The following is an 18,481-nucleotide window of genomic DNA, read 5'->3' on the forward strand; positions in this document are numbered from 1 at the left end:
TCAGGCCTTCAGGGTGGCAGCGGCTTCGTGGATGGCCGCGCGGATGCGGGTATAGGTCGCACAGCGGCAGATGTTGCCGTTCATCGCAGCGTCGATGTCGGCGTCGGTGGGCGTGGCATTATGTTCGAGCAAGGCTGTCGCGGACATGATCTGCCCGGACTGACAGTATCCGCACTGCGGTACCTGCAGCTTGACCCATGCGGCCTGGATCGCTTTGGCGGGCCGGCTTTCAATGCCTTCGATGGTCGTGATGCGCTTGCCGGCAATCGCCGCGATCGGCAGCACGCACGAACGGGTGGCCTCGCCTTCCAGATGAACCGTGCAGGCGCCGCATTGCGCCATGCCGCAGCCGAACTTGGTGCCGTGCAGGCCCGCGTCCTCGCGGATTGCCCAAAGGAGCGGCGTGGTGGGATCGGCATCGACCGTAACGTTCTTGCCGTTGAGGACAAACGATGTAGACATGGAACCTCTCCGTGGGGAAAGCCCGGACTTGGCGCCGGGTGTACGCGGCAGTGTGTACCGGGTGCCGGCTGTTGTGCTTACACAATCCTGCAAATTTATTGAACAATGCTGCAAATCCAACAGGCAAGCCGCGCCTGCCCGGCAGCGGTTGGGTATGCTCGATTCCGTCCACGGATTTCCATGCGCATGAAACAGCACTCCTCCCGGCTCGATCCTTCGGCGGCGCGTGAAGCGGCGCGCTGCGAACTCGCCGCGCTCATCAGCCGCTTCGCGCCCACCGACGGCACCCACCAGACGGCGATCCCGTCGCTGACGTTCTATCGCTACTCACAGCCCGTGGATCTCGGCTGCGGCGTGACGAACTCCGCATTCGTGTTCGCGGCGCAGGGCGCCAAGCGGGTCATGGTCGCGGGGCAGGCGTACGTCTACGATCATCTGCATTGCCTCGTGACGTCGGTCGATCTGCCGGTGATGTCGCAGGTGACCCGGGCGTCGCCCGACGCGCCTTATCTGTGTGTGAAATTCGCACTCGATCCACAGCGCATCGTCGAGCTGGCGACGCAGTTACGCCTACCCGAACCGGATGCCGCATCCGCAGGCGAAGGCATCGCCGTGGGGTCGTTGTCGGCACCGGTTTTCGATGCGGCACTGCGGTTAGTACGATTGCTCGATACTCCGGGTGACATTCCCGTACTCGCACCACTCATCGAAAAGGAATTGCTCTACCGGCTGATGACGAGCGAGCAGGGAAAACGGCTGCGGCACGTCGCGGTGAACGGGAGCCAGACCTACCGCATCGCGCGGGCGATCGAGTGGATCCAGACGCACTACACCGAGCTTTTGCGAATGGAGACGCTGGCACAGGCGGTGAACATGAGCGTGTCGTCGCTCCATCATCACTTCAAGAACGTCACGACGCTGACTCCGCTGCAGTATCAGAAGCAGTTGCGGCTACACGAAGCCCGCAGATTGCTGCTCCGGCAGACTGGCGATGTCGGGTCGGTGGCGATCCGGGTCGGGTATGACAGCCCCTCGCAGTTCAGTCGCGAATATAGCCGGCACTTCGGCGCGCCGCCGCTACGCGACATTGCGCAATTGAGGCGTTTGGATGGGGTGGAGTTTCGGGAGTAGAGGTGGAAATAAAAACCCCGCGAGCCTTTCGGCTGCGGGGTTTCTGGACTTTCCTGGACAAGCTTGGATGTGATCTTTGGTGGAGAGGAGGAGGATCGAACTCCCGACCTTCGCATTGCGAACGCGACGCTCTCCCAGCTGAGCTCCCCCCCCAACGTCCAAACAATTCTAGCACAGGCATTTTGCGTTTTGCCAAGCCCCCGCAGGGGTAAAACCCGGCGGCAAAACGCGTGGCAAAACATCACCTGGGCGGCGCGCCAGCCAGCACCCAATCCACTACTGCACGGATATCCGCATCGCTCATCGATTGATGCGCTGGCATCGGAATCATGCCCCACACGCCGGAGCCGCCATCCCTCACCTTGCGCGCCAATTTCGCCGGCGCTTGCGCATCGCCCTTGTACTTTGCAGCGATCTGCTGGAACGACGGCCCGACCAGTTTGCGGTCCACCGCGTGACATCCCATACAGGCGTTCGAGTTAGCAACGATCTGACCGCGCGGCGCATCGGCCGCATGCGCCGAAGACGCAAACGCACCACCCAACGCGCTAACCGTCAATACTGCGGCAATGAAAGTGGCGCCCCGCTTCATGGCGTGGTCGCCGCCGGATTACCCGGATGCACTGAGTTCGAGTTGCTGACCGGTGCCGGCGCCTGCTGCTCGAGCGGACGCGAACTCACCGAAGAGTCAGGAATCGCACCGACGGTCGGCGCATTCGCGTCCGGCTGCGCGGCGACTGCCGGCGTGCTGGCCGCAGCGGCCGCCGCAGCCGCTTCCTGCGGCTGGATGTACTGGAACACCTTCACAACCTGGACCACGCCTGGCACGCGGCTCGCAACGTCGGCGCCGCGATTGCCTTCGTCCATGGTGACGAGGCCCATCAGATACACCGAGCCGCGCTCGGCCACGACCTTGAAGTTGTTCGCCGAAATGTTCTTCTCGGCGATCAGTGCAGTCTTGACGCGCGTTTCCAGGTACGTGTCATTGGTACGCGACGAGAACGAGCTGGCCGGCATGATCGCCAGTTCGTTGACGATCGTGTTGACGTTATTCAAGCCACGCACGATGGTCTCCGCCCGCTGCTTCGACACATCCCCGGCCACCTCGCCCGTCAGCAGCACACGGCGATTGAACACCGTCACGTTGACGTGCGCGTTGTCGGGCAGGTTCTGGCTGATCTGCGACAGCGCCTTTACCTGCAATTCACGATCCTCGGTCTGCGCGCCGAGCGTGCGCCGGTCGGTCGCCACCAGCGCGCCGCCGCCCGCCGCGCCGGCGACGGCCAGAAAGCAACCCTGCAACGTCGCGGACAATCCCGCCGCGAACCCAACCACCAGCACGGTTCTCACCAGTGTCTTCTTGACGCGGAATACGCTCATCAACTAGCTCTCCTTCGGAATCAATCTCAGTCTTCGCCCAGCAACATGGCATCGATGCCGTCGCACAGACAATGGATGGTCAGCAAATGCACTTCCTGAATACGCGCGGTGCGATCGGACGGCACACAAATATGGATATCGGTATCGCTCAGCACTTCCTGCATGCGGCCGCCGCCCTTGCCGGTCAGCGCCACCACGATCATTTCACGCTCGTGCGCGGCCTCGATCGCGGCCAGCACATTGGCGGAATTACCGGACGTGGTGATCGCCAGCAGCACATCGCCAGGCTGGCCAAGCGCCCACACCTGCTTCGAAAAAATCTGCTCGAATGAATAGTCGTTAGCGATGGCGGTGAGCACCGACGTATCCGTACTCAGCGCGATCGCGGGCAAGCCTGGGCGCTCGCGCTCGAAGCGGCCGATCAGTTCGGCGGCGAATTGTTGCGCGCTGGCCGCCGAGCCGCCGTTGCCGCACGCAAGAATGCGGCTACCGTTGGCCAACGCGGCGAACAGCGTGTCGATCGCGGCGGCAATCGGCATCGACAGGGTTTCGAGGGCTTCGAGTTTGACTGCCGCGCTGTCGCGGAAGTGTTGTTGAATGCGTTCGACTGACATCGAGTCTCTGTTTTCTACCGCGAATGGACCGCAATGCGCGGTCGTGTTGTGAAGTCGTGCTGTGAAGTCATCTTGCGAGCCGTACCGGCCAGGCCCGTACGCGAGCGCAAGTTTATCGCACTCACGCGCGTTCTCCGCGCACTGCGTCAGACTTCGTCCGCGCGAAAAGCATCGCGCAGCCATACGAGCCGGCCGGCTTCGAACGCAATCACGTCGAAACGGCAGGCAGGCTCGTCGTGCGAATGCCTGCAGCGGGTAGCCAGATAATGCCGCGCAGCACGCACGATACGCTGCTTCTTCTGCCACCCGATGCTCGCGGCCGCACCGCCGTAATGCCGCTGCGCACGCGCGCGAACTTCAACGAACACCAGCGCACCGTCACGGTCGCGCATCACCAAGTCGATCTCACCGCCCCGGCACAGCACATTGCGCGCGACGAAGCGCAAACGCTGCCGTTGCAAAAACTCCATCGCGCGCGCCTCGAAAGCCGCGCCGACGAGTTTGGACCCGGCTGGTCTCGAAAAGTTGTGCGGCCGGATTGGGTGGCACAATGTCGGCCTCGTTCCGTCTGTCTGCGTTTTCTGCCTCATGACTCCTCTCTCCGAACTCGCGCAAGGGCAGCAGTACCCTGCCGCCGCGCTTTATGTGGTGGCCACGCCGATTGGCAACATCGCCGACGTGACGCTGCGTGCGTTGCATGTGCTCGGACTGGTGGATCGCATCGCCGCCGAAGACACCCGCAACACGGGCCAGTTACTCGCGCGCTACGGCATCTCGAAACCGCTCGTCGCGGTTCATCAGCACAACGAGCGGGCCGCGGCGCTACGCCTGATCGAACATCTGCAAGCGGGCGAACGGGTGGCGTATGTATCCGATGCGGGCACGCCGGGCATCTCGGACCCCGGCGCGAAACTCGTCGACGCGGTGCGCGAAGCCGGTTTCCCGGTGATTCCGCTGCCTGGCGCAAGCGCGCTCGCCACCGCCTTGAGCGCGGCCGGCGACTGGGTCGCAACGTTCTCGTTCCTCGGCTTCCTGCCGCCGAAGGCCAAAGCCCGCGCCGCCGCGCTGCAACCGCTCGCAAAGCATCCTCATGCCATGGTGTTCTACGAGGCGCCGCATCGGATCGTCGAAACGGTGCAGGCATTGGCCGACGCATTCGGCGGCGAACGCAAGCTGCTGATCGCACGCGAATTGACGAAGTTACATGAAGCGCTGCACCGCGGCACCCTGGCCGAAGGGCCAGCGTGGCTCGCCGCCGATCCGAACCGGCAACGCGGTGAGTTCGTTCTGGTGGTGGAAGGCGCACAGCCGGAAGCCGTCGGCGAACACGATCACGACGCGCTGCTGGGCATCCTGCTAGAAGAATTGACGGTGAGCAGCGCGGCAAAGGTCGCGGCGACCCTCACCGGCGCGTCGCGCAACGCGCTCTATACGCGCGCGTTGGCGCTGAAGAAAGACGAGGAATAAGGCGCGAGAAGGAATGTCCGCTGGCAAATCGGACTCGCGGCGCGAACCCTGATCGCCGGGATCCAAGGGCGGCATGCATTCACCTGCTGTTGACGAACAATAGAAAAGGGCCGCGCGATGCGGCCCTTCGTCTTTCGGCTGACACGACATGCGTTGCCGCCGTGCAGCCAGGCGTTACGAATGCGCTTGCGGCGCGCCCGCAGCCACTAAATTATTTCTCCGCGTTCGGACCGGAGTTCGACGCCAGCGTTTCATTCATCTCAGCGCGAGCTTCCTGTCGCGTCAATCCTTCGATCTTGACGCGCGCCGTACCGGCGTGGCGCATATCGAGCGCGTTTGCGGCGGCCATCGACAGGTCGATCACCCGGCCGCGCGCATACGGGCCACGGTCGTTGATACGAACGACGACCGAGCGCGAAGTGGCCGGATTGGTCACGCGAACATACGAGCCGAGCGGCAACGTACGATGCGCGGCCGTAAGCGCGTGCATGTCGTAGCGTTCGCCGTTGGCGGTGCGGCGGCCATGGAAGCCTCGGCCGTACCATGAGGCGCGCCCGGTTTGCTCAAAGTCCGAAATGTCCGAACCTTCGTCCGTTAGCGGCTTGGCATCGGCCAGCAACGGGCTTTTGGCGGCGGCATCGGAGGCCGGCGCGCTGCCAAAAGCTTGTGGGCCGAAGGAGCCTGCTTGCACTTTCTTCGTGCTCAGCGGAGCGCCGCTATCAGCCGTAGTGTTCGCGCCCGGAGGCGTAGCACAACCGGCCAGCACAAAAAAGGCAAAAATAGTCCCCAGACCACGGGATAACCGAGTTTTCATAAGACGTGCAATCAAATTGTCGAGCCGCATCACGCGAAAAGTTGAGCGTGTTGCCTGCGACTCCGGCGGCAATGGACGACAACGCGCCGCGCGGAAAAGCGCAGTACGTCAAAGCCCGGATGCGGCTCATACAGCCGCTACCGCACGGTTAATTTTCACGTCTGGCGCAACCTGTCCCCGGCAGCCTGACCAGACCCCACATGCCGCCATCGAACGTGGCAAACACGTTCTTGCGCGCGTAACTCAGCGCACAGGAACAGCGGCGTAGGCCCCACCCAGCGTCACGGCACTTAAGTCCGTTGCAGGCGCGCGGCGCCTGGCTGGGTAAGACGTGTGCATCGAAAGCATCGATACTTGACGGCTGCAAAAACTGCTGCAGCCCATACTTGAGTGGCAATCCGCGTGCCCATTTTTGATGGGGACGCATCGCCTTGTGGCATGCACAATTCCTTGTGCATGGACCGCATTATACCCAAAACAAATTTTTGGGATGACAAGCGACTGAAAACCTTGAAGAATTTTCACTCGTGCTGCAAAAATGGGCACCCGAAAGCCTGCTGTGACGGGGCTTCAGCGCCCTCGGCGAGTATCGACGAGACGCCGGTACAATCAACGTTTTTCCAGCGGCGCCGTCACCCATGAAAGTCACCTTGATCCCCGTCACGCCATTCCAGCAGAACAGCTCGCTGCTCGTTTGCGAGGCAACCGGACGCGCGGCCGTCGTCGATCCGGGCGGCGACCTGGATGTCATCCAGGGTGAGATCGCGCGTCAGAATGTGACAGTCGAAAAAGTGTTCCTCACGCACGGCCACATCGACCACTGCGCCGGCGCAAAGACGCTCGCCACGCATTACGGCGTGCCGATCGAAGGCCCACATCCCGACGAAAGCTTCTGGCTCGACAAGCTGCCGGATCAAAGCACGCGCTTCGGCTTTCCCGCTGCCGAGGCGTTCGAACCGGACCGCTGGCTGCAAGACGGCGAGACCGTGCAATTCGGCAACGAAATCCTCGAGGTCTATCACTGCCCCGGCCACACACCGGGCCACGTGGTGTTCTTCAGCCGCGCACATCGGCTCGCGCTGGTGGGCGACGTGCTGTTCGCCGGTTCGATCGGCCGTACGGATTTTCCGCGCGGCAATCACGCCGACCTGATCCGCGCGATCCGCGAAAAGCTCTGGCCGCTCGGCGACGACGTCACCTTCGTACCGGGCCACGGCCCCACCTCCACGTTCGGCGCCGAGCGCCGCACCAATCCGTACGTGGCCGACGGAGTCGTGGCATGAGCGGCGAAATCTATGTGAGCACGGATGTCGAAGCGGACGGCCCGATTCCCGGTCCGCATTCGATGCTTAGTTTCGCCTCCGCCGCGTACACGGAGGACAAGCAGCTGATCGCCACCTTCTCGGCGAATCTGGAGCTGCTCGAGGGCGCCACGCCGCATCCGGTGCAGGAAGCATGGTGGAAGACGCAGCCGGAAGCGTGGGAGGCCTGCCGCAAGGATTTGCAGGATCCGCAGGCCGCCCTCACAGCCTACGTCGAATGGGTCGAGGCGTTGCCGGGCAAACCGGTGTTCGTGGCGATGCCGGCGGGTTTCGACTTCACCTATATGTTCTGGTACATGATGCGCTTTGTCGGCCGCTGCCCGTTTTCGTGGTCGGCGCTCGACATCAAGACGCTGGCCTTCGCGCTGACCGGCCTGCCGTACCGCAAGAACATCAAGCCGCGCTTCCCGAAGCACTGGTTCGATGAACACCCGCATACGCATGTCGCGTTGGACGATGCGATCGAACAGGGCGCCCTGTTCTGCAACATGCTCAAGGATCTGCGCGCAATTCAGGCAGCCATGCCGGCGGCGAGTCAAGAAGGGGACGGCACAGGACAAAACCCCGCTGAGGAACCGGCAAATTAGGTAATCTCCCTCCTCGAAGCCGTTTTACATTGCGTTTCGTTTTCGAGACCTCTACCATGCGTTGATAGGGCGACGCCAACGGAGGCGCAGTTGACACTCGATACGTTCTCACAAAAAATCCTGCGCCTGCTGCAGCTCGACGCACGCCGGTCCGTGCAAGAGATTTCTGACCAGGTCGGCCTCTCGAGCACTCCATGTTGGCGCCGTATCAAGGACATGGAGCAATCTGGAGTGATCCAGCGCTACACGGCCTTGCTCGACCGCGAAAAGCTGGGTCTGCACGTCTGCGCGCTCGCCCATATCCATCTCACGCGCCATACCGAAGGCGGGGTCGAGCAGTTCGAACGGGAAATCGCCACCTGCCCGGAAGTCACCGAGTGCTACAGCACGACCGGCGAATCCGACTACATCCTCAAGATCGTCGCGCCGGACATTAAGGCCTACGACAGCTTTCTGCACGAACGCATCTTCAAGATTCCCGCCGTTGCTCAGGTGCGCACGAGCGTCGTGCTACGCGAAATCAAATTCGATACGCAACTGCCACTGTGAAGTGGTAGAGCGGCGGTTCAGGCATTCCGAACGGTTTTTCGATTCGCGCGACGCCACTCAGGCGTTGCCGTGCGGTTCCGCGGCCTTGATCCGGGTTGTGGCCTGATCCAGCCTGGCTTCCGTCGAGGCGTCGCTCCTGTCCGTTAATAGGTCCAACCGTTGTCGCACCTCCAGCTTGCGGGCACCCAGACTGCGCCTGAGCGCGTCCAGATCGACGCCGGCAAGGGCAGGTGCATCCCGCTGGGCAGCGCGCGAATCCGACGCCGGCAAAACCACTTCGACATCGAGCCCCGTGCTCAAGTAGTGCAGATTGACCGACTCGGCCTTCGCGCCGCCCGCGGCCAGCGCCGCCTTGACTTCGGCGACGATTCGCTCCCGCGCCGGCAGATTGACAGGCGGGCGGGCGATCGCGTCATTCTCCGGGTCGACATGGATCAGCGCGTCGAGCACACGGTTGTCGGTCAGCAAGCGCAAGCGCGCTGATTCGGCGATGTAGTGCCCTTCCGAGACCGAGATCAGCGGGTCCACCAGAATATGCGCGTCGACAAGCGCGAAGTCGCCCATCTTGCGGGTACGCATTTCGTGCACGTCGCGCACGCCGGGTGTCGCGAGCAACAGCGCGCGCATGTCGGCGGAGGCGGCTTCGTCGAGCGCCCGGTCGGACAGATCCTGCAACGCGTCCCAGCCGAACGTCCAGCCCATGCGCGCCACCATAAAGCCGACAATTGCCGCGGCGATCGGATCGAGCAGGCGCACGCCCGCAAGACTCCCGACAATGCCGAGCGCGACGACCAGTGACGAAGCGGCGTCCGAGCGGGCGTGCCAAGCGTTCGCAATCAACATGGCTGAACGCACGCGTTGCGCTTCGCGCAGCATGTAGCGAAACAGGCTCTCTTTGGAAATCAGCACCAGCACCGCGACCGCGAGCGCGCTCATATGCACGGCGGGAATGCTTTGCAAATCGGCGAGACGTGTTCCGGCGCGCCACAACATACCGACGCCGACCACAATCAGCAGCGCGCCCAAAAACAATGACGCAACCGTTTCATAGCGGCTGTGTCCGTAATTGTGATCCGCGTCAGGCTTGGCGCCACTGTGCCGATTGGCGATTAGCACGACAAAATCGGAAATCAAATCCGCCAACGAATGGATACCGTCGGCCACCAGCGCCTGGGAATGGGCAAACACCCCGATGACGATTTGCAGCGCCATCAGCACCGTATTGAGCGCAATACTGACAAAAGTGCTTTTACGCGCGACGCGATGTTTCTCGGCGGACTGAACGGCGGCGGTGGAGGGCATCTTTGAATCGAATGAAAAAGTTCAATGCCTGCATTCTACCCGCGGCACCTCGATATGCGCTGGGGAGAGACAAAAAAATCCTTTTAAATCAGTTGCTTATCTAAACGAAAAGCATTCGCGTTCCAGTTTCATGGAGTACCTGCGACAAAGAACCGCAACAATTTTCAGGGCGAAAAAAAAACCGCGCCCTGAACGGTACGCGGTTTTTTCTGGCAAACAGCAGACGCTATAAGCGTGGCTGATTGACGGTACTGGTATTACTTCTGGATCAAAAACTTCTCGCGATCCAGACCTGCAATCCAGCGCGGCGGCTTGCCACGGCCCGACCACGTGCTGCCGCTATCCGGGTCGCGATACTTCGGCGCGACACCAGCGCGCGGACGACCGGCTTTAGCAGCCTTGGCACCACGGCCACCGCCGAGTTCAGCCAGAGTAATGCCGTAATCGGCCATTTTCTGCTTGATCTCATTCAGCACTTCAGCGTATTCACGTGACTTTGCTTCTTCGATCTGCTTTTCGAGCTTCTCGCGCTGGGCGAGTAGTTCCTTGTATGACGACATAGGTTCCCTTGTGGTTTGGATAAATGACTGCCAGTCTTAAGCCAGCTTGCCCTTTGAAGGTGATCATGCCTCGGAATTTGATGGCGAGATTAACACAAAATAGAAAGACTGCAAAAGGACCGTCGAGAAATTAATCCGAATTCGTTTCAAAAAATTTCAAGCGACGGCGATGTTACGCGGTCCCTTTCAAATAGCTAATTTTCGCATTTTGCTGAAAACAGCAGCCTCGCATCAGTAATGGCTGAATTAACTATCAAAAAATGAAATTTAAGATAAAGAAATCACACCAACATTTCATGCCATGAAAGCTTTTACATGAAACATCGGAACATATTGCTGCGTCCACGCTGCATTGTTATTGCAGCATGAGTGTTTTCCCCAAAACAGCAATCAAGGCCTAATTAGCGTGGCGCTGGATGCAATCTTCAAGCGCCGCATGCAAGGTTTCGGTACTGCGTTTCGCATCGTCAAAGGCAAAACGGGTGCGCACGCCGTCCCGCTTCAGATCGGCGCCATATCGGTCGATGCCGAGCAACTGAAGTCCCCGGGTGCCTGACGAACGAGCGGTGAAGTGCTCGAGCAGCGCATTTTCTTCGTCAAAATCGAGTGGCGGCAGAGGATCGAGTTTGGCGCCGGCCAGCCAGCCCATCGCGCCAAAACCGCCGATGTAGCGCAACCGTTCGAGCCGCATCGCCCAGAAAGTGAAATCGCCGAGAAGCAGGTACCGCTCCGCGTCCGCGTGATAGCGCAGATAGCGCTGCACGACGTCGGGAGTCGAGTCGACCGGTTCGAACGTACCGAGCAAAGTGACGCGCTCTCCGCTCAGCACGTCGTCCTCAGGCGCGTCGACTACCAGAAAGCCGGCGCGCGGATCGGCGTGCAGATTGTGCGTATGCTCGGCGAGCCGGCTTACGAGAATTGTCGGGCGGTGTTGCGGGTCCGGCGCGAACGGCAGCACTGAAGGATAAGGAAAACCCTCCGGCTGACGTGCGTGGGTGGCGAGCGTACCGATAGCCGCCTTATGCAGCAGATGTAGCGGAGCGTGAGCGGGAATGTTCACGTGCGCGGTCCTCGATAGATAAGTGTTGGATCAATTCGCTTCGAGCCTTCAAGCATAAGGTAGCGAGCTTCGTTAGAATCGGAAATTCGCTTACAAGGCGCTTTCTCACGCGTCGCTTCCACGAGATTTCAGTGTCCGACCGTTCGTCCGAATTCGCCTCCCTTCCCGCCGCTCATCGCGATCTCTCCGACACCGCACGCCAGCGCGCCCGGATTGCCACGATGGCGGTGTTCTTCATTGCCGGCATGATGTACGCGTCGTGGGGGGTGCATGTGCCAACCGTGCGCGACCGCTTCCATCTGAATCCGGCGATGCTGTCGTTCGCGCTGCTGGCCGTGGCCGGCGGCTCGATCGCCGCGATGGCGGCGAACGCTCCGTGGATCGCCCGGGTCGGGACACGCCGCGCCTGTCTGACCGGCGGCTGTGTGATGACCGCGTGTGCGGCGCTGATCCTGATCGTACCGGCTTACTGGATGCTGCTGATCGTGCTGGCCGTGTTCGGCGCCGGCATGGCCACGCTCGACGTCGCAATGAACGCGGAAGCCAGCGCTGTCGAGAAGGCGCTCGGCAAGCCGATCATGTCAGCGCTGCACGGCATGTTCAGCCTCGGTGGGATGTTTGGCGCGGCAGCAGGCGGCGCCTTGCTGGCGCGCGGCATGGCGCCGGCTGTCCACCTCGCGCTGGCTGCCGCCGTCAGCACACTGGTGCTGATCGCAGCGTGCCCATCCGTGCTGCCACATGTGCCGCACGCCGATGATCCCGACGCAGCCACGCCGCGCGCCAATCGCTGGCGATCGCCAGCCTTGTGGGCGCTCGGTGCGATTGCGCTGGTCGCGTTAATCGCAGAAGGCGCGATGTACGACTGGGCCACCGTGTACATGCGCGACGTCGTGCTGTCTACGCCGGCTCTCGCGAGCGCGGCGTACGCGGCGTTTTCCGGCGGCATGGCCGCGGCGCGTTTCGCCGGTGACGCCGTGCGTGCCCGCTTCGGCGCACCGCAACTGGTGATGGCGAGCGCGTCGCTTGCCTGCACCGGGATGGTCGGCGCGCTATTGCTGCCACATCCGGTTGCCGCGCTGATCGGCTTCACGCTAATGGGTCTTGGGCTCGCGAACATGATGCCGGTGCTGTTCGCCGCAGCGGCGAGCGTCAAAGGCATTCACGCGGCCGAAGGACTCGCGCATGTTGCCGGATTGGCCTACTTCGGGCTGCTGTTCGGGCCGGTCATGATCGGCGCGGTGACCCAGGTAACCAGTCTGCCGATCGGGTTGTCCGTGGTAGCCGTGTGTTCGGCGCTGATTGCGATCACTGGTCCAAAGGTGTTGCGGCGTTTGAAGATCTGACGCAGACGTGCACTGCGGCTCCATCGGCTGAACTCGCGCCATACGAAAACGCGCAACCTTGCGTTACGTTACGCGAGGCCTGCACACTGACGTGTTCCCCACCACATCGGCGGCCTCAACGCGCTTTCCGCCCCTCTCCAACTCAACCAAATCATTGATTTGTATGAGTTTATTCGACAATCTAGTCGTCCAAGCGAGAATGGCATAAGCCTTGCAGTTAGCTTCCCAGCAGTTTCCAAATTACGGGGGAGCAGACCATGAATCGCAATTTCAAACTGTCGGCGATCGCCATGTGCGTGACGTCGATGATTTTACTGACCGGGTGCGGAACCTCGACGCTCAACCCGGGCCTCTCGAGCGGAGGGGCAGGCGCCGGAGCAGGCGGCGGTGGCGGGACACCGACACCTACCCCGACACCCACGCCGACGCCGACTCCGACTCCGACTCCGACTCCGACTCCGACTCCGACTCCGACTCCGACTCCGACTCCGACGCCTACTCCAACGCCAACCCCAACGCCATCGAGCGCCAATCCGATCGGAGTCGTCGTCCAGAACACCGGCAATGTAGTCAGCACGACCGGCCAGACCGTCTCCGCGATCGGCAACCAGATCGGCCTCACGCCGATCCCCGGCGCGAACCCGGCCACCACGACCGCGCTCGGCAACGTTGTCTCGAATCTCGGTGCAGGCGTCACAGCGCTCGGCACGGGCACGGCGAACGGCCTCGGCCAGCTCGGCAACGCCAAGGACCCGCTTGGCACGACGCTGGCGAGCAGCGGCAATCTGGTTTATGACGCGGGCCAGGCTGTCAACAGCGCCGGCCAGCTCGTGACGAGTCTCGGCACCGGCCCCACCGCGCCGCTCAGTCCGTTGACCACACCGCTCGGCGCCACGGTCTCGACGCTCGGCAATACAGTCAGCGGCCTCGGCACGCAACTGACCTCGCAGTTGACGAACGGCCCGATCCAGCAAGTGACGCAAACCGTCAGCACCGCGATCACGCCGATCACCACCACGCTGGCGCAGACGACCCAAACCGTCGGCGATACGACGGGTCTCGGCGCGCCGCTGAACGGTCTGCTATCGACCATCGGTCATGGCCTCGACAGCGCGGGCAGCCAGGTGAGCAGCGCGACGAACAATCCGATCGGTCAGAACCTCGGCAATGTCGTGAGCAAGCTCGGCGACACCGTCACGTCCGCCGGCGGCCTGCTGACGGCAGGTGGTTCGAGCAGCGGCAACCCGCTAGGCGGTCTCACCGGAATTCTGAATCCGGGCGGCAGTGGCGGCACGAGCGGCAATCCGCTCGCGCCTTTGACGAGCATTCTCACCGCGCTGCCCGGCACCTTGAGCGGCGGCCTGACCGGCGGCAGCGGCTCGAGCAGTCCGCTTGCGCCGCTGACCAACATCCTCAGCACGGTGACCGGCAGTCTCGGTAGTCTCGGCGGCGCCGGCGGCAGTTCGGGCAGCCCGCTTGCACCGCTAACCAACGTTCTCAGCACAGTGACCGGCAGTCTCGGCGGACTCTCCGGCGGCACCGGCGGCTCGGGCAGTCCGCTCGCACCGCTAACCGGCGTGGTCAGCTCGGTCACCGGCGTCCTGAGCGGCGCGGCCGGCAGCAGCGGCAATCCGCTGGCACCGGTGACGTCGGCGGTCTCGTCGCTGACAGGCGCGCTTGGATCGGCGGCAGGTTCGGGCGGCACCGGTGGAAGCGGGGGCGCCAGCAATCCGCTGGCACCGATCACCGGTCTGCTGAACACCGTCACCGGCGCATTGACCGGTACGGCGGGCTCGGCGGGCGGCACGACAGGGGGTGGTTTGCTCGGCGGTCTGGGCGCTCTGGCGCCGAAGAAGTGACGAATAACGACAGCAAATAACGACGCGGCAAAACAAGCGTTGAAGGGGGGGCAGCGAGCCGGGTCAACCGGCTCGCTGTTTTTTATCGCTGTATCACACCTCGTGGTACGTCGCGTAATCGCGCGAGAAGTCGTTACCTTGCAGAAAATTGGTGTAGGTCATCGTCACCGTTGCATCCAGCCCTTCTACGTAATGCCACCAGCCGATCGGCAAAAAGAGTAATTCGCCGGGTTCGAGCGTGCAGTCGATCAAATGAGCATTGCGCATCGACGGGAAACGCTCGTAATCGATCGCACTGCCGTCCACCTGCGAATAGCAATGCAGCATATTCACCATATGCGGCGTATCGGATAACGGAACCAGCTTGATCCGTTTTCGGCCAATCACCTGCGCCATGAAGTTATTGGTCAGATCATGGTGAAACGGCGTCTTCGTTCCAGCCGGCCCCATCCAGAAGAAGCCGGTATCGGGCGACCCGGCATCGAGATATTCGCCGATAACCGGCACATCGGACCATAACGCCGCCAGTGCCGCGCGATTGTGCGAGGTGTTATTGGCGGTCATGTAGAAATCGTTAGTCGGGCCGCTGCGCTCGACGAGATCGGCATAATCGGCGAAACGCATCATGCGCTTGAGCTTCGGCTGATTGATTTCATAATCCGCGTCCGACTCGCGCCCGAACTGCACTTCGACTTCGCAATCCCCACAGCGCTCGCGAAAGTAATCGAAGCTCCACTGCGTTCGCGCCGGCCAGAAATCGAAAGCGCCGGTGATGATCACCGGCCGGTTCTGAAAGTAGTACTGCTCAAAGAATTCGTTGCGCGATAAGCGCTCGCGCCGTTCGATCTCGCCGCTTCCGGCACGCATGCGATTGAGCGCGCCGTACACCGACAATATCCATTCGCGTTTGCGCAAACGATTGCGCAAACGCGCGGCACCCTCGAAGTAAGGACTCGCGAGCGCGGTCTCGATTTCGTGTGCGGCTTCGGCCGGATCGAAACCATGCCCGACCAGCGCACCGTGCACAGCAGGGGGCGGCGCATCGAGCAGCAGATTCTCAGTAATCCAGCGGCGCCAGCTATTATCGATCGAATGGATCGCAGTGGTCACGGCATTCTCCCAAACAATGTTCCCATACCCGCCAGCTTCGCAGCCCGCACTCCAAAAGAAAAGGCACGCTAGCCATGCGGCGCGCGTGCCTTTTAACTGCTTGACCGAAGACCCACAAAGCTGTCTCCGGTCATGCGGTTCTTACATCTTGACGACGTCGAGCAGCGTCTTCTTGCCTGCCTTGTAGTTGTACAGCGAGATCACGCCGTGTTGAAGGTCGCCCTTCGAGTCGAACGTGGTTTCGCCGATCACACCCTTGTAGTCGGTCGACGGCATCGCTGCCAGGATCTTCGCCGGATCGGTCGAGTTCGCACGCTTCATAGCGTCGACGATGATGTACACAGCGTCATACGTGAACGGAGCGTAGATCTGGATCGGCTGACCGAAACGCTTCTGATACTTGGCGAGGAACGCCGGGCCGCCAGCCATCTTCTCGAGCGCCATACCGGCTTCCGAGCAGACGATGTTGTCGGTTGCGTCGCCAGCCAGGTCCGACAGCTTGTCGGTACACACGCCGTCGCCAGCCAGAACCTTCGCGCGCAGGCCGAGTTGCTTGGCTTGCTTGGCGAACGGGCCGCCGGTTGCGTCCATACCGCCGTACATGATCGCGTCCGGATTTTCGCCCTTGATCTTCGTCAGAATCGCGCGGAAGTCGACAGCCTTGTCGTTCGTCGCGTCATGCGACATCACGTTCAGGCCCAGCGACTTGGCGGTCTTTTCGAATTCGTTGGCGAGACCCTGGCCGTAAGCGGTCGAGTCGTCGACGATCGCGACGCTCTTCATCTTCATGGTCTTGGCGGCGTAGTTAGCCAGTGCCGGACCTTGTTGCGCATCGGTCGCCACGACGCGGTACGTCGTCTTGAAACCCTGTTGCGTGTAGGCCGGGTTCGTCGCCGACGGCGAGATCTGCACGATGCCCGCATCGCTATAGATCTTCGAAGCCGGGATCGAGGTGCCCGAGTTCAGGTGGCCGACCACTGCGACGACCTTATCGTCAACCAGCTTCTGCGCGACTTGCGTAGCCGTACGCGGGTCAGCTGCGTCGTCTTGTGCATCCAGTTGCAGCGTGATCTTCTGGCCGCCGATCGTCAGGCCCTTGGCGTTGATTTCCTCAACTGCCAGACGCGCGCCGTTTTCGTTGTCTTTACCCAGGTGAGCGATGCCGCCGGTCAACGGTGCAACGTGGCCGATCTTGACGACCTCGTCCGCCACCGCGCCGGTTGCCAACGACGCAAACAGCATGGCCGCGGCGCTGATCGGCAACAGCTTTTGAATCTTGATGTTCATGTAAGTCTCCAGTTTCGGTCCCAAAAACAACGTAATCGCCCTGTGCCCCCGCTTCCCTACACGTGTCGCTCAGTCCCGTGGACGACCACGCCGGTTGCATCGTTCATGCACTTGGCCAGCACGTTCACCGGACTGTTTGTGACAGGCGGCAAACCGTACTTGCGCGCAAGTGTAGGCCAACAAATTAAATTGTGGGACTTTTTTGAGGAAGTGGGATGAACACTAATAGCGTTTATCCACCAGGAGCCGATTCAAATCGGAAGGATAGGCTGGAAAGCACCAGCCCATGCGGGTTTCCGCCAGGTGAGCCGTTCGTCTAACAACACGCCCTAAAGCTTTTGGCGTGTTGAACCGTTAATGTTTCGAATAGGCTTTGTGCTTAAAAACGAGGCGCTCCGCAGTGTGCTGGGAGACGCCAGTGAACTAGTTTGAATCAAGCTTCGAAGGCCGCGATCCGCGTGGCCGCGCCCTGCCATTCCTCTGCGAGCCGCCGGACCCGTTCCGCGACCCTGAGACCTTGCCGCCGCTTCCGGCCAAGCGGCGCGCCTTGGCCTGACCATAGAGACAGATAGTCGCTTTTCTCCGCACGGCTCGCGATTTGCCGTAGTTCCTGCGTCAAGGCGTTTGCACCGGATAAGGCGCGACCTTATTCATCGACTCGCTCAAGCGCAGCATCAACGGATTGCATGTGAGCGCGAGAAAATGAATTATCAAGAATGTTTCAATCGCCTTACGAGATCAGCAGCGCACCATGAGCGCCGCAAGCGTCACCGGGCCACACTCGGGCTCGCTGCAGGGCGTTTCTTTTGATGGCAAACTGACCGGCCCGCTTAAGGCATTCACGCCTCTGGCATTCATTCAGATCGACCTCACGCATCAACGCACTGGTAAATGGAGAGCAACATGAGCACGACTTCCCGCTGGATCGACATTCCCGCCGGCAACGATAGTTTCGGCGGCTATCTGGCGCTGCCCAAAGGCGGCAAGGGACCGGCCGTCATCATCATCCAGGAGATTTTCGGCGTGAACAGCCATATTCGCTCAGTCGCGGATCAATACGCGCAAGACGGCTACGTCGCGCTCGCACCGGATGTGTTCTGGCGCGTCCAGCCGCGCGTCGAATTGACCTACGACGGCGCGGATCGCACGAAGGGCATCGAGCTGATGCAGAAGACCAACGTCGAGCAGGCCGTGGCCGACATCGGCGCAGCGGCTGCGGCCTTGCGCGCCATGCCGGAAGTGACCGGCAAGATTGCGGCGATCGGCTTCTGCTTCGGTGGCCAGCTCGCGTATCTGGCGGCCGCGCAAGGTTCGCTCGACGGCGCGGTTGCGTACTACGGCGGCGGCATCCAGAACAAGCTCGAAGAGGCGGCGAAGATCAAGGTGCCGATGCAATTCCACTACGGCGAACTCGATGCGCATATTCCGCTGTCGGCCGTCGGCCAGATTCAGGAACGCTTCGCCGGGCGCACCGATGCGGAATTCAACATCTATCCGAACGCCGATCATGGCTTCAACTGCTCGGACCGCGCGTCATATAACCAGCACGCCGCGGCGCTCGCGCATGGCCGCACGCTGACCTTCCTTGGCGAGCGCCTGTAATTCACGGCAGGGTCGGAACGCCCGCTTGTAGT

The 18,481-nt window shown here is 61.7% G+C and carries 20 protein-coding genes, 1 tRNA gene and 1 pseudogene; 9 read left to right on the forward strand and 13 right to left on the reverse strand.

Annotated elements, in window-relative coordinates:
• Nucleotides 1–462, reverse strand: a complete 462-nt coding sequence (locus tag AC57B6_RS21955; RefSeq protein ID WP_028197795.1) for a (2Fe-2S)-binding protein — start codon at nucleotides 460–462, stop codon at nucleotides 1–3.
• A gap of 186 nt (nucleotides 463–648) precedes the next feature.
• On the opposite strand from AC57B6_RS21955, the gene AC57B6_RS21960 reads away from it, so the two are divergent.
• Complete coding sequence (locus AC57B6_RS21960) at nucleotides 649–1,593, forward strand: AraC family transcriptional regulator (RefSeq protein WP_042275680.1); 945 nt, start codon at nucleotides 649–651, stop codon at nucleotides 1,591–1,593.
• Between the two features lie 77 nt (nucleotides 1,594–1,670).
• Here AC57B6_RS21960 and AC57B6_RS21965 read toward each other — a convergent pair.
• The 5 genes from AC57B6_RS21965 to AC57B6_RS21985 all read right to left on the reverse strand — a co-directional run bounded on the left by AC57B6_RS21965 (nucleotide 1,671) and on the right by AC57B6_RS21985 (nucleotide 4,177).
• A tRNA-Ala gene (locus AC57B6_RS21965) sits at nucleotides 1,671–1,746 on the reverse strand.
• An 88-nt stretch (nucleotides 1,747–1,834) separates the two neighbouring features.
• Nucleotides 1,835–2,185 carry a c-type cytochrome gene (locus AC57B6_RS21970; RefSeq protein WP_496422101.1) on the reverse strand — a complete coding sequence of 117 codons (351 nt, stop codon included), beginning with the start codon at nucleotides 2,183–2,185 and terminating at the stop codon, nucleotides 1,835–1,837.
• On the reverse strand, nucleotides 2,182–2,973 hold the full coding sequence (locus AC57B6_RS21975) for a BON domain-containing protein (protein WP_028197792.1): 792 nt from the start codon (nucleotides 2,971–2,973) through the stop codon (nucleotides 2,182–2,184). The genes AC57B6_RS21970 and AC57B6_RS21975 overlap by 4 nt, the downstream gene beginning before the upstream one ends.
• A gap of 26 nt (nucleotides 2,974–2,999) precedes the next feature.
• Entirely contained in the window at nucleotides 3,000–3,587 is a 588-nt protein-coding gene (locus AC57B6_RS21980; RefSeq protein WP_496422102.1) for a phosphoheptose isomerase, read from the reverse strand.
• Nucleotides 3,588–3,733: 146 nt separating this feature from the next.
• A complete protein-coding gene (locus tag AC57B6_RS21985) occupies nucleotides 3,734–4,177 on the reverse strand; it encodes a YraN family protein (RefSeq protein ID WP_496422103.1) in 444 nt (147 codons plus the stop codon).
• Here AC57B6_RS21985 and rsmI point away from each other — a divergent pair.
• Entirely contained in the window at nucleotides 4,176–5,054 is an 879-nt protein-coding gene (gene rsmI / locus AC57B6_RS21990; RefSeq protein WP_030100036.1) for a 16S rRNA (cytidine(1402)-2'-O)-methyltransferase, read from the forward strand. The two genes, AC57B6_RS21985 and rsmI, sit on opposite strands and share 2 nt — an antisense overlap.
• Before the next feature lie 211 nt (nucleotides 5,055–5,265).
• On the opposite strand, the gene AC57B6_RS21995 is transcribed toward rsmI, so the two are convergent.
• Nucleotides 5,266–5,868 (reverse strand): septal ring lytic transglycosylase RlpA family protein, encoded by a 603-nt coding sequence (locus AC57B6_RS21995; RefSeq protein ID WP_496422104.1) that lies wholly within the window; start codon nucleotides 5,866–5,868, stop codon nucleotides 5,266–5,268.
• A gap of 638 nt (nucleotides 5,869–6,506) precedes the next feature.
• On the opposite strand from AC57B6_RS21995, the gene AC57B6_RS22000 reads away from it, so the two are divergent.
• The 3 genes from AC57B6_RS22000 to AC57B6_RS22010 all read left to right on the forward strand — a co-directional run bounded on the left by AC57B6_RS22000 (nucleotide 6,507) and on the right by AC57B6_RS22010 (nucleotide 8,326).
• Entirely contained in the window at nucleotides 6,507–7,151 is a 645-nt protein-coding gene (locus tag AC57B6_RS22000) for an MBL fold metallo-hydrolase (protein ID WP_028197787.1), read from the forward strand.
• Nucleotides 7,148–7,777 carry a 3'-5' exonuclease family protein gene (locus AC57B6_RS22005; protein WP_028197786.1) on the forward strand — a complete coding sequence of 210 codons (630 nt, stop codon included), beginning with the start codon at nucleotides 7,148–7,150 and terminating at the stop codon, nucleotides 7,775–7,777. The genes AC57B6_RS22000 and AC57B6_RS22005 overlap by 4 nt, the downstream gene beginning before the upstream one ends.
• A gap of 90 nt (nucleotides 7,778–7,867) precedes the next feature.
• Nucleotides 7,868–8,326 carry an Lrp/AsnC family transcriptional regulator gene (locus AC57B6_RS22010; RefSeq protein ID WP_012431468.1) on the forward strand — a complete coding sequence of 153 codons (459 nt, stop codon included), beginning with the start codon at nucleotides 7,868–7,870 and terminating at the stop codon, nucleotides 8,324–8,326.
• Between the two features lie 57 nt (nucleotides 8,327–8,383).
• Here the strand turns inward: AC57B6_RS22010 and AC57B6_RS22015 are convergent, their stop codons facing one another.
• The 3 genes from AC57B6_RS22015 to AC57B6_RS22025 form a co-directional block, all read right to left on the reverse strand.
• The gene (locus AC57B6_RS22015; protein ID WP_183798729.1) at nucleotides 8,384–9,628 is read right to left on the reverse strand and encodes a cation diffusion facilitator family transporter; all 1,245 of its coding nucleotides are present in this window, start codon (nucleotides 9,626–9,628) and stop codon (nucleotides 8,384–8,386) included.
• A gap of 257 nt (nucleotides 9,629–9,885) precedes the next feature.
• Nucleotides 9,886–10,188: an H-NS histone family protein gene (locus AC57B6_RS22020; RefSeq protein ID WP_028197784.1), complete on the reverse strand. Its 303-nt coding sequence runs from the start codon at nucleotides 10,186–10,188 to the stop codon at nucleotides 9,886–9,888.
• A gap of 397 nt (nucleotides 10,189–10,585) precedes the next feature.
• Nucleotides 10,586–11,248: a HugZ family pyridoxamine 5'-phosphate oxidase gene (locus AC57B6_RS22025; RefSeq protein ID WP_496422105.1), complete on the reverse strand. Its 663-nt coding sequence runs from the start codon at nucleotides 11,246–11,248 to the stop codon at nucleotides 10,586–10,588.
• Nucleotides 11,249–11,379: 131 nt separating this feature from the next.
• On the opposite strand from AC57B6_RS22025, the gene AC57B6_RS22030 reads away from it, so the two are divergent.
• Nucleotides 11,380–12,591, forward strand: coding sequence for an MFS transporter (locus tag AC57B6_RS22030; protein ID WP_496422106.1), 1,212 nt, complete (start codon nucleotides 11,380–11,382; stop codon nucleotides 12,589–12,591).
• A gap of 257 nt (nucleotides 12,592–12,848) precedes the next feature.
• Complete coding sequence (locus AC57B6_RS22035) at nucleotides 12,849–14,450, forward strand: collagen-like triple helix repeat-containing protein (RefSeq protein WP_496422107.1); 1,602 nt, start codon at nucleotides 12,849–12,851, stop codon at nucleotides 14,448–14,450.
• Between the two features lie 93 nt (nucleotides 14,451–14,543).
• On the opposite strand, the gene AC57B6_RS22040 is transcribed toward AC57B6_RS22035, so the two are convergent.
• The 3 genes and pseudogenes from AC57B6_RS22040 to AC57B6_RS22050 all read right to left on the reverse strand — a co-directional run.
• The gene (locus tag AC57B6_RS22040; protein ID WP_281662663.1) at nucleotides 14,544–15,560 is read right to left on the reverse strand and encodes a cupin-like domain-containing protein; all 1,017 of its coding nucleotides are present in this window, start codon (nucleotides 15,558–15,560) and stop codon (nucleotides 14,544–14,546) included.
• Between the two features lie 141 nt (nucleotides 15,561–15,701).
• Complete coding sequence (locus tag AC57B6_RS22045; RefSeq protein WP_028197779.1) at nucleotides 15,702–16,847, reverse strand: branched-chain amino acid ABC transporter substrate-binding protein; 1,146 nt, start codon at nucleotides 16,845–16,847, stop codon at nucleotides 15,702–15,704.
• Nucleotides 16,848–17,280: 433 nt separating this feature from the next.
• A pseudogene (locus AC57B6_RS22050) lies at nucleotides 17,281–17,531 on the reverse strand (nitronate monooxygenase); the annotation flags it as partial.
• 67 nt (nucleotides 17,532–17,598) lie between these two features.
• Between AC57B6_RS22050 and AC57B6_RS22055 the strand changes: the two are divergent.
• On the forward strand, nucleotides 17,599–17,754 hold the full coding sequence (locus AC57B6_RS22055; RefSeq protein WP_496422108.1) for a hypothetical protein: 156 nt from the start codon (nucleotides 17,599–17,601) through the stop codon (nucleotides 17,752–17,754).
• The gene (locus AC57B6_RS22060) at nucleotides 17,751–18,449 is read left to right on the forward strand and encodes a dienelactone hydrolase family protein (protein WP_106352105.1); all 699 of its coding nucleotides are present in this window, start codon (nucleotides 17,751–17,753) and stop codon (nucleotides 18,447–18,449) included. Before AC57B6_RS22055 ends, AC57B6_RS22060 begins: the two co-directional genes overlap by 4 nt.
• Nucleotides 18,450–18,481 lie beyond the last annotated feature (32 nt).

This window comes from Paraburkholderia sp. BGA-UO-ETr-F12 (genome assembly GCF_059567945.1).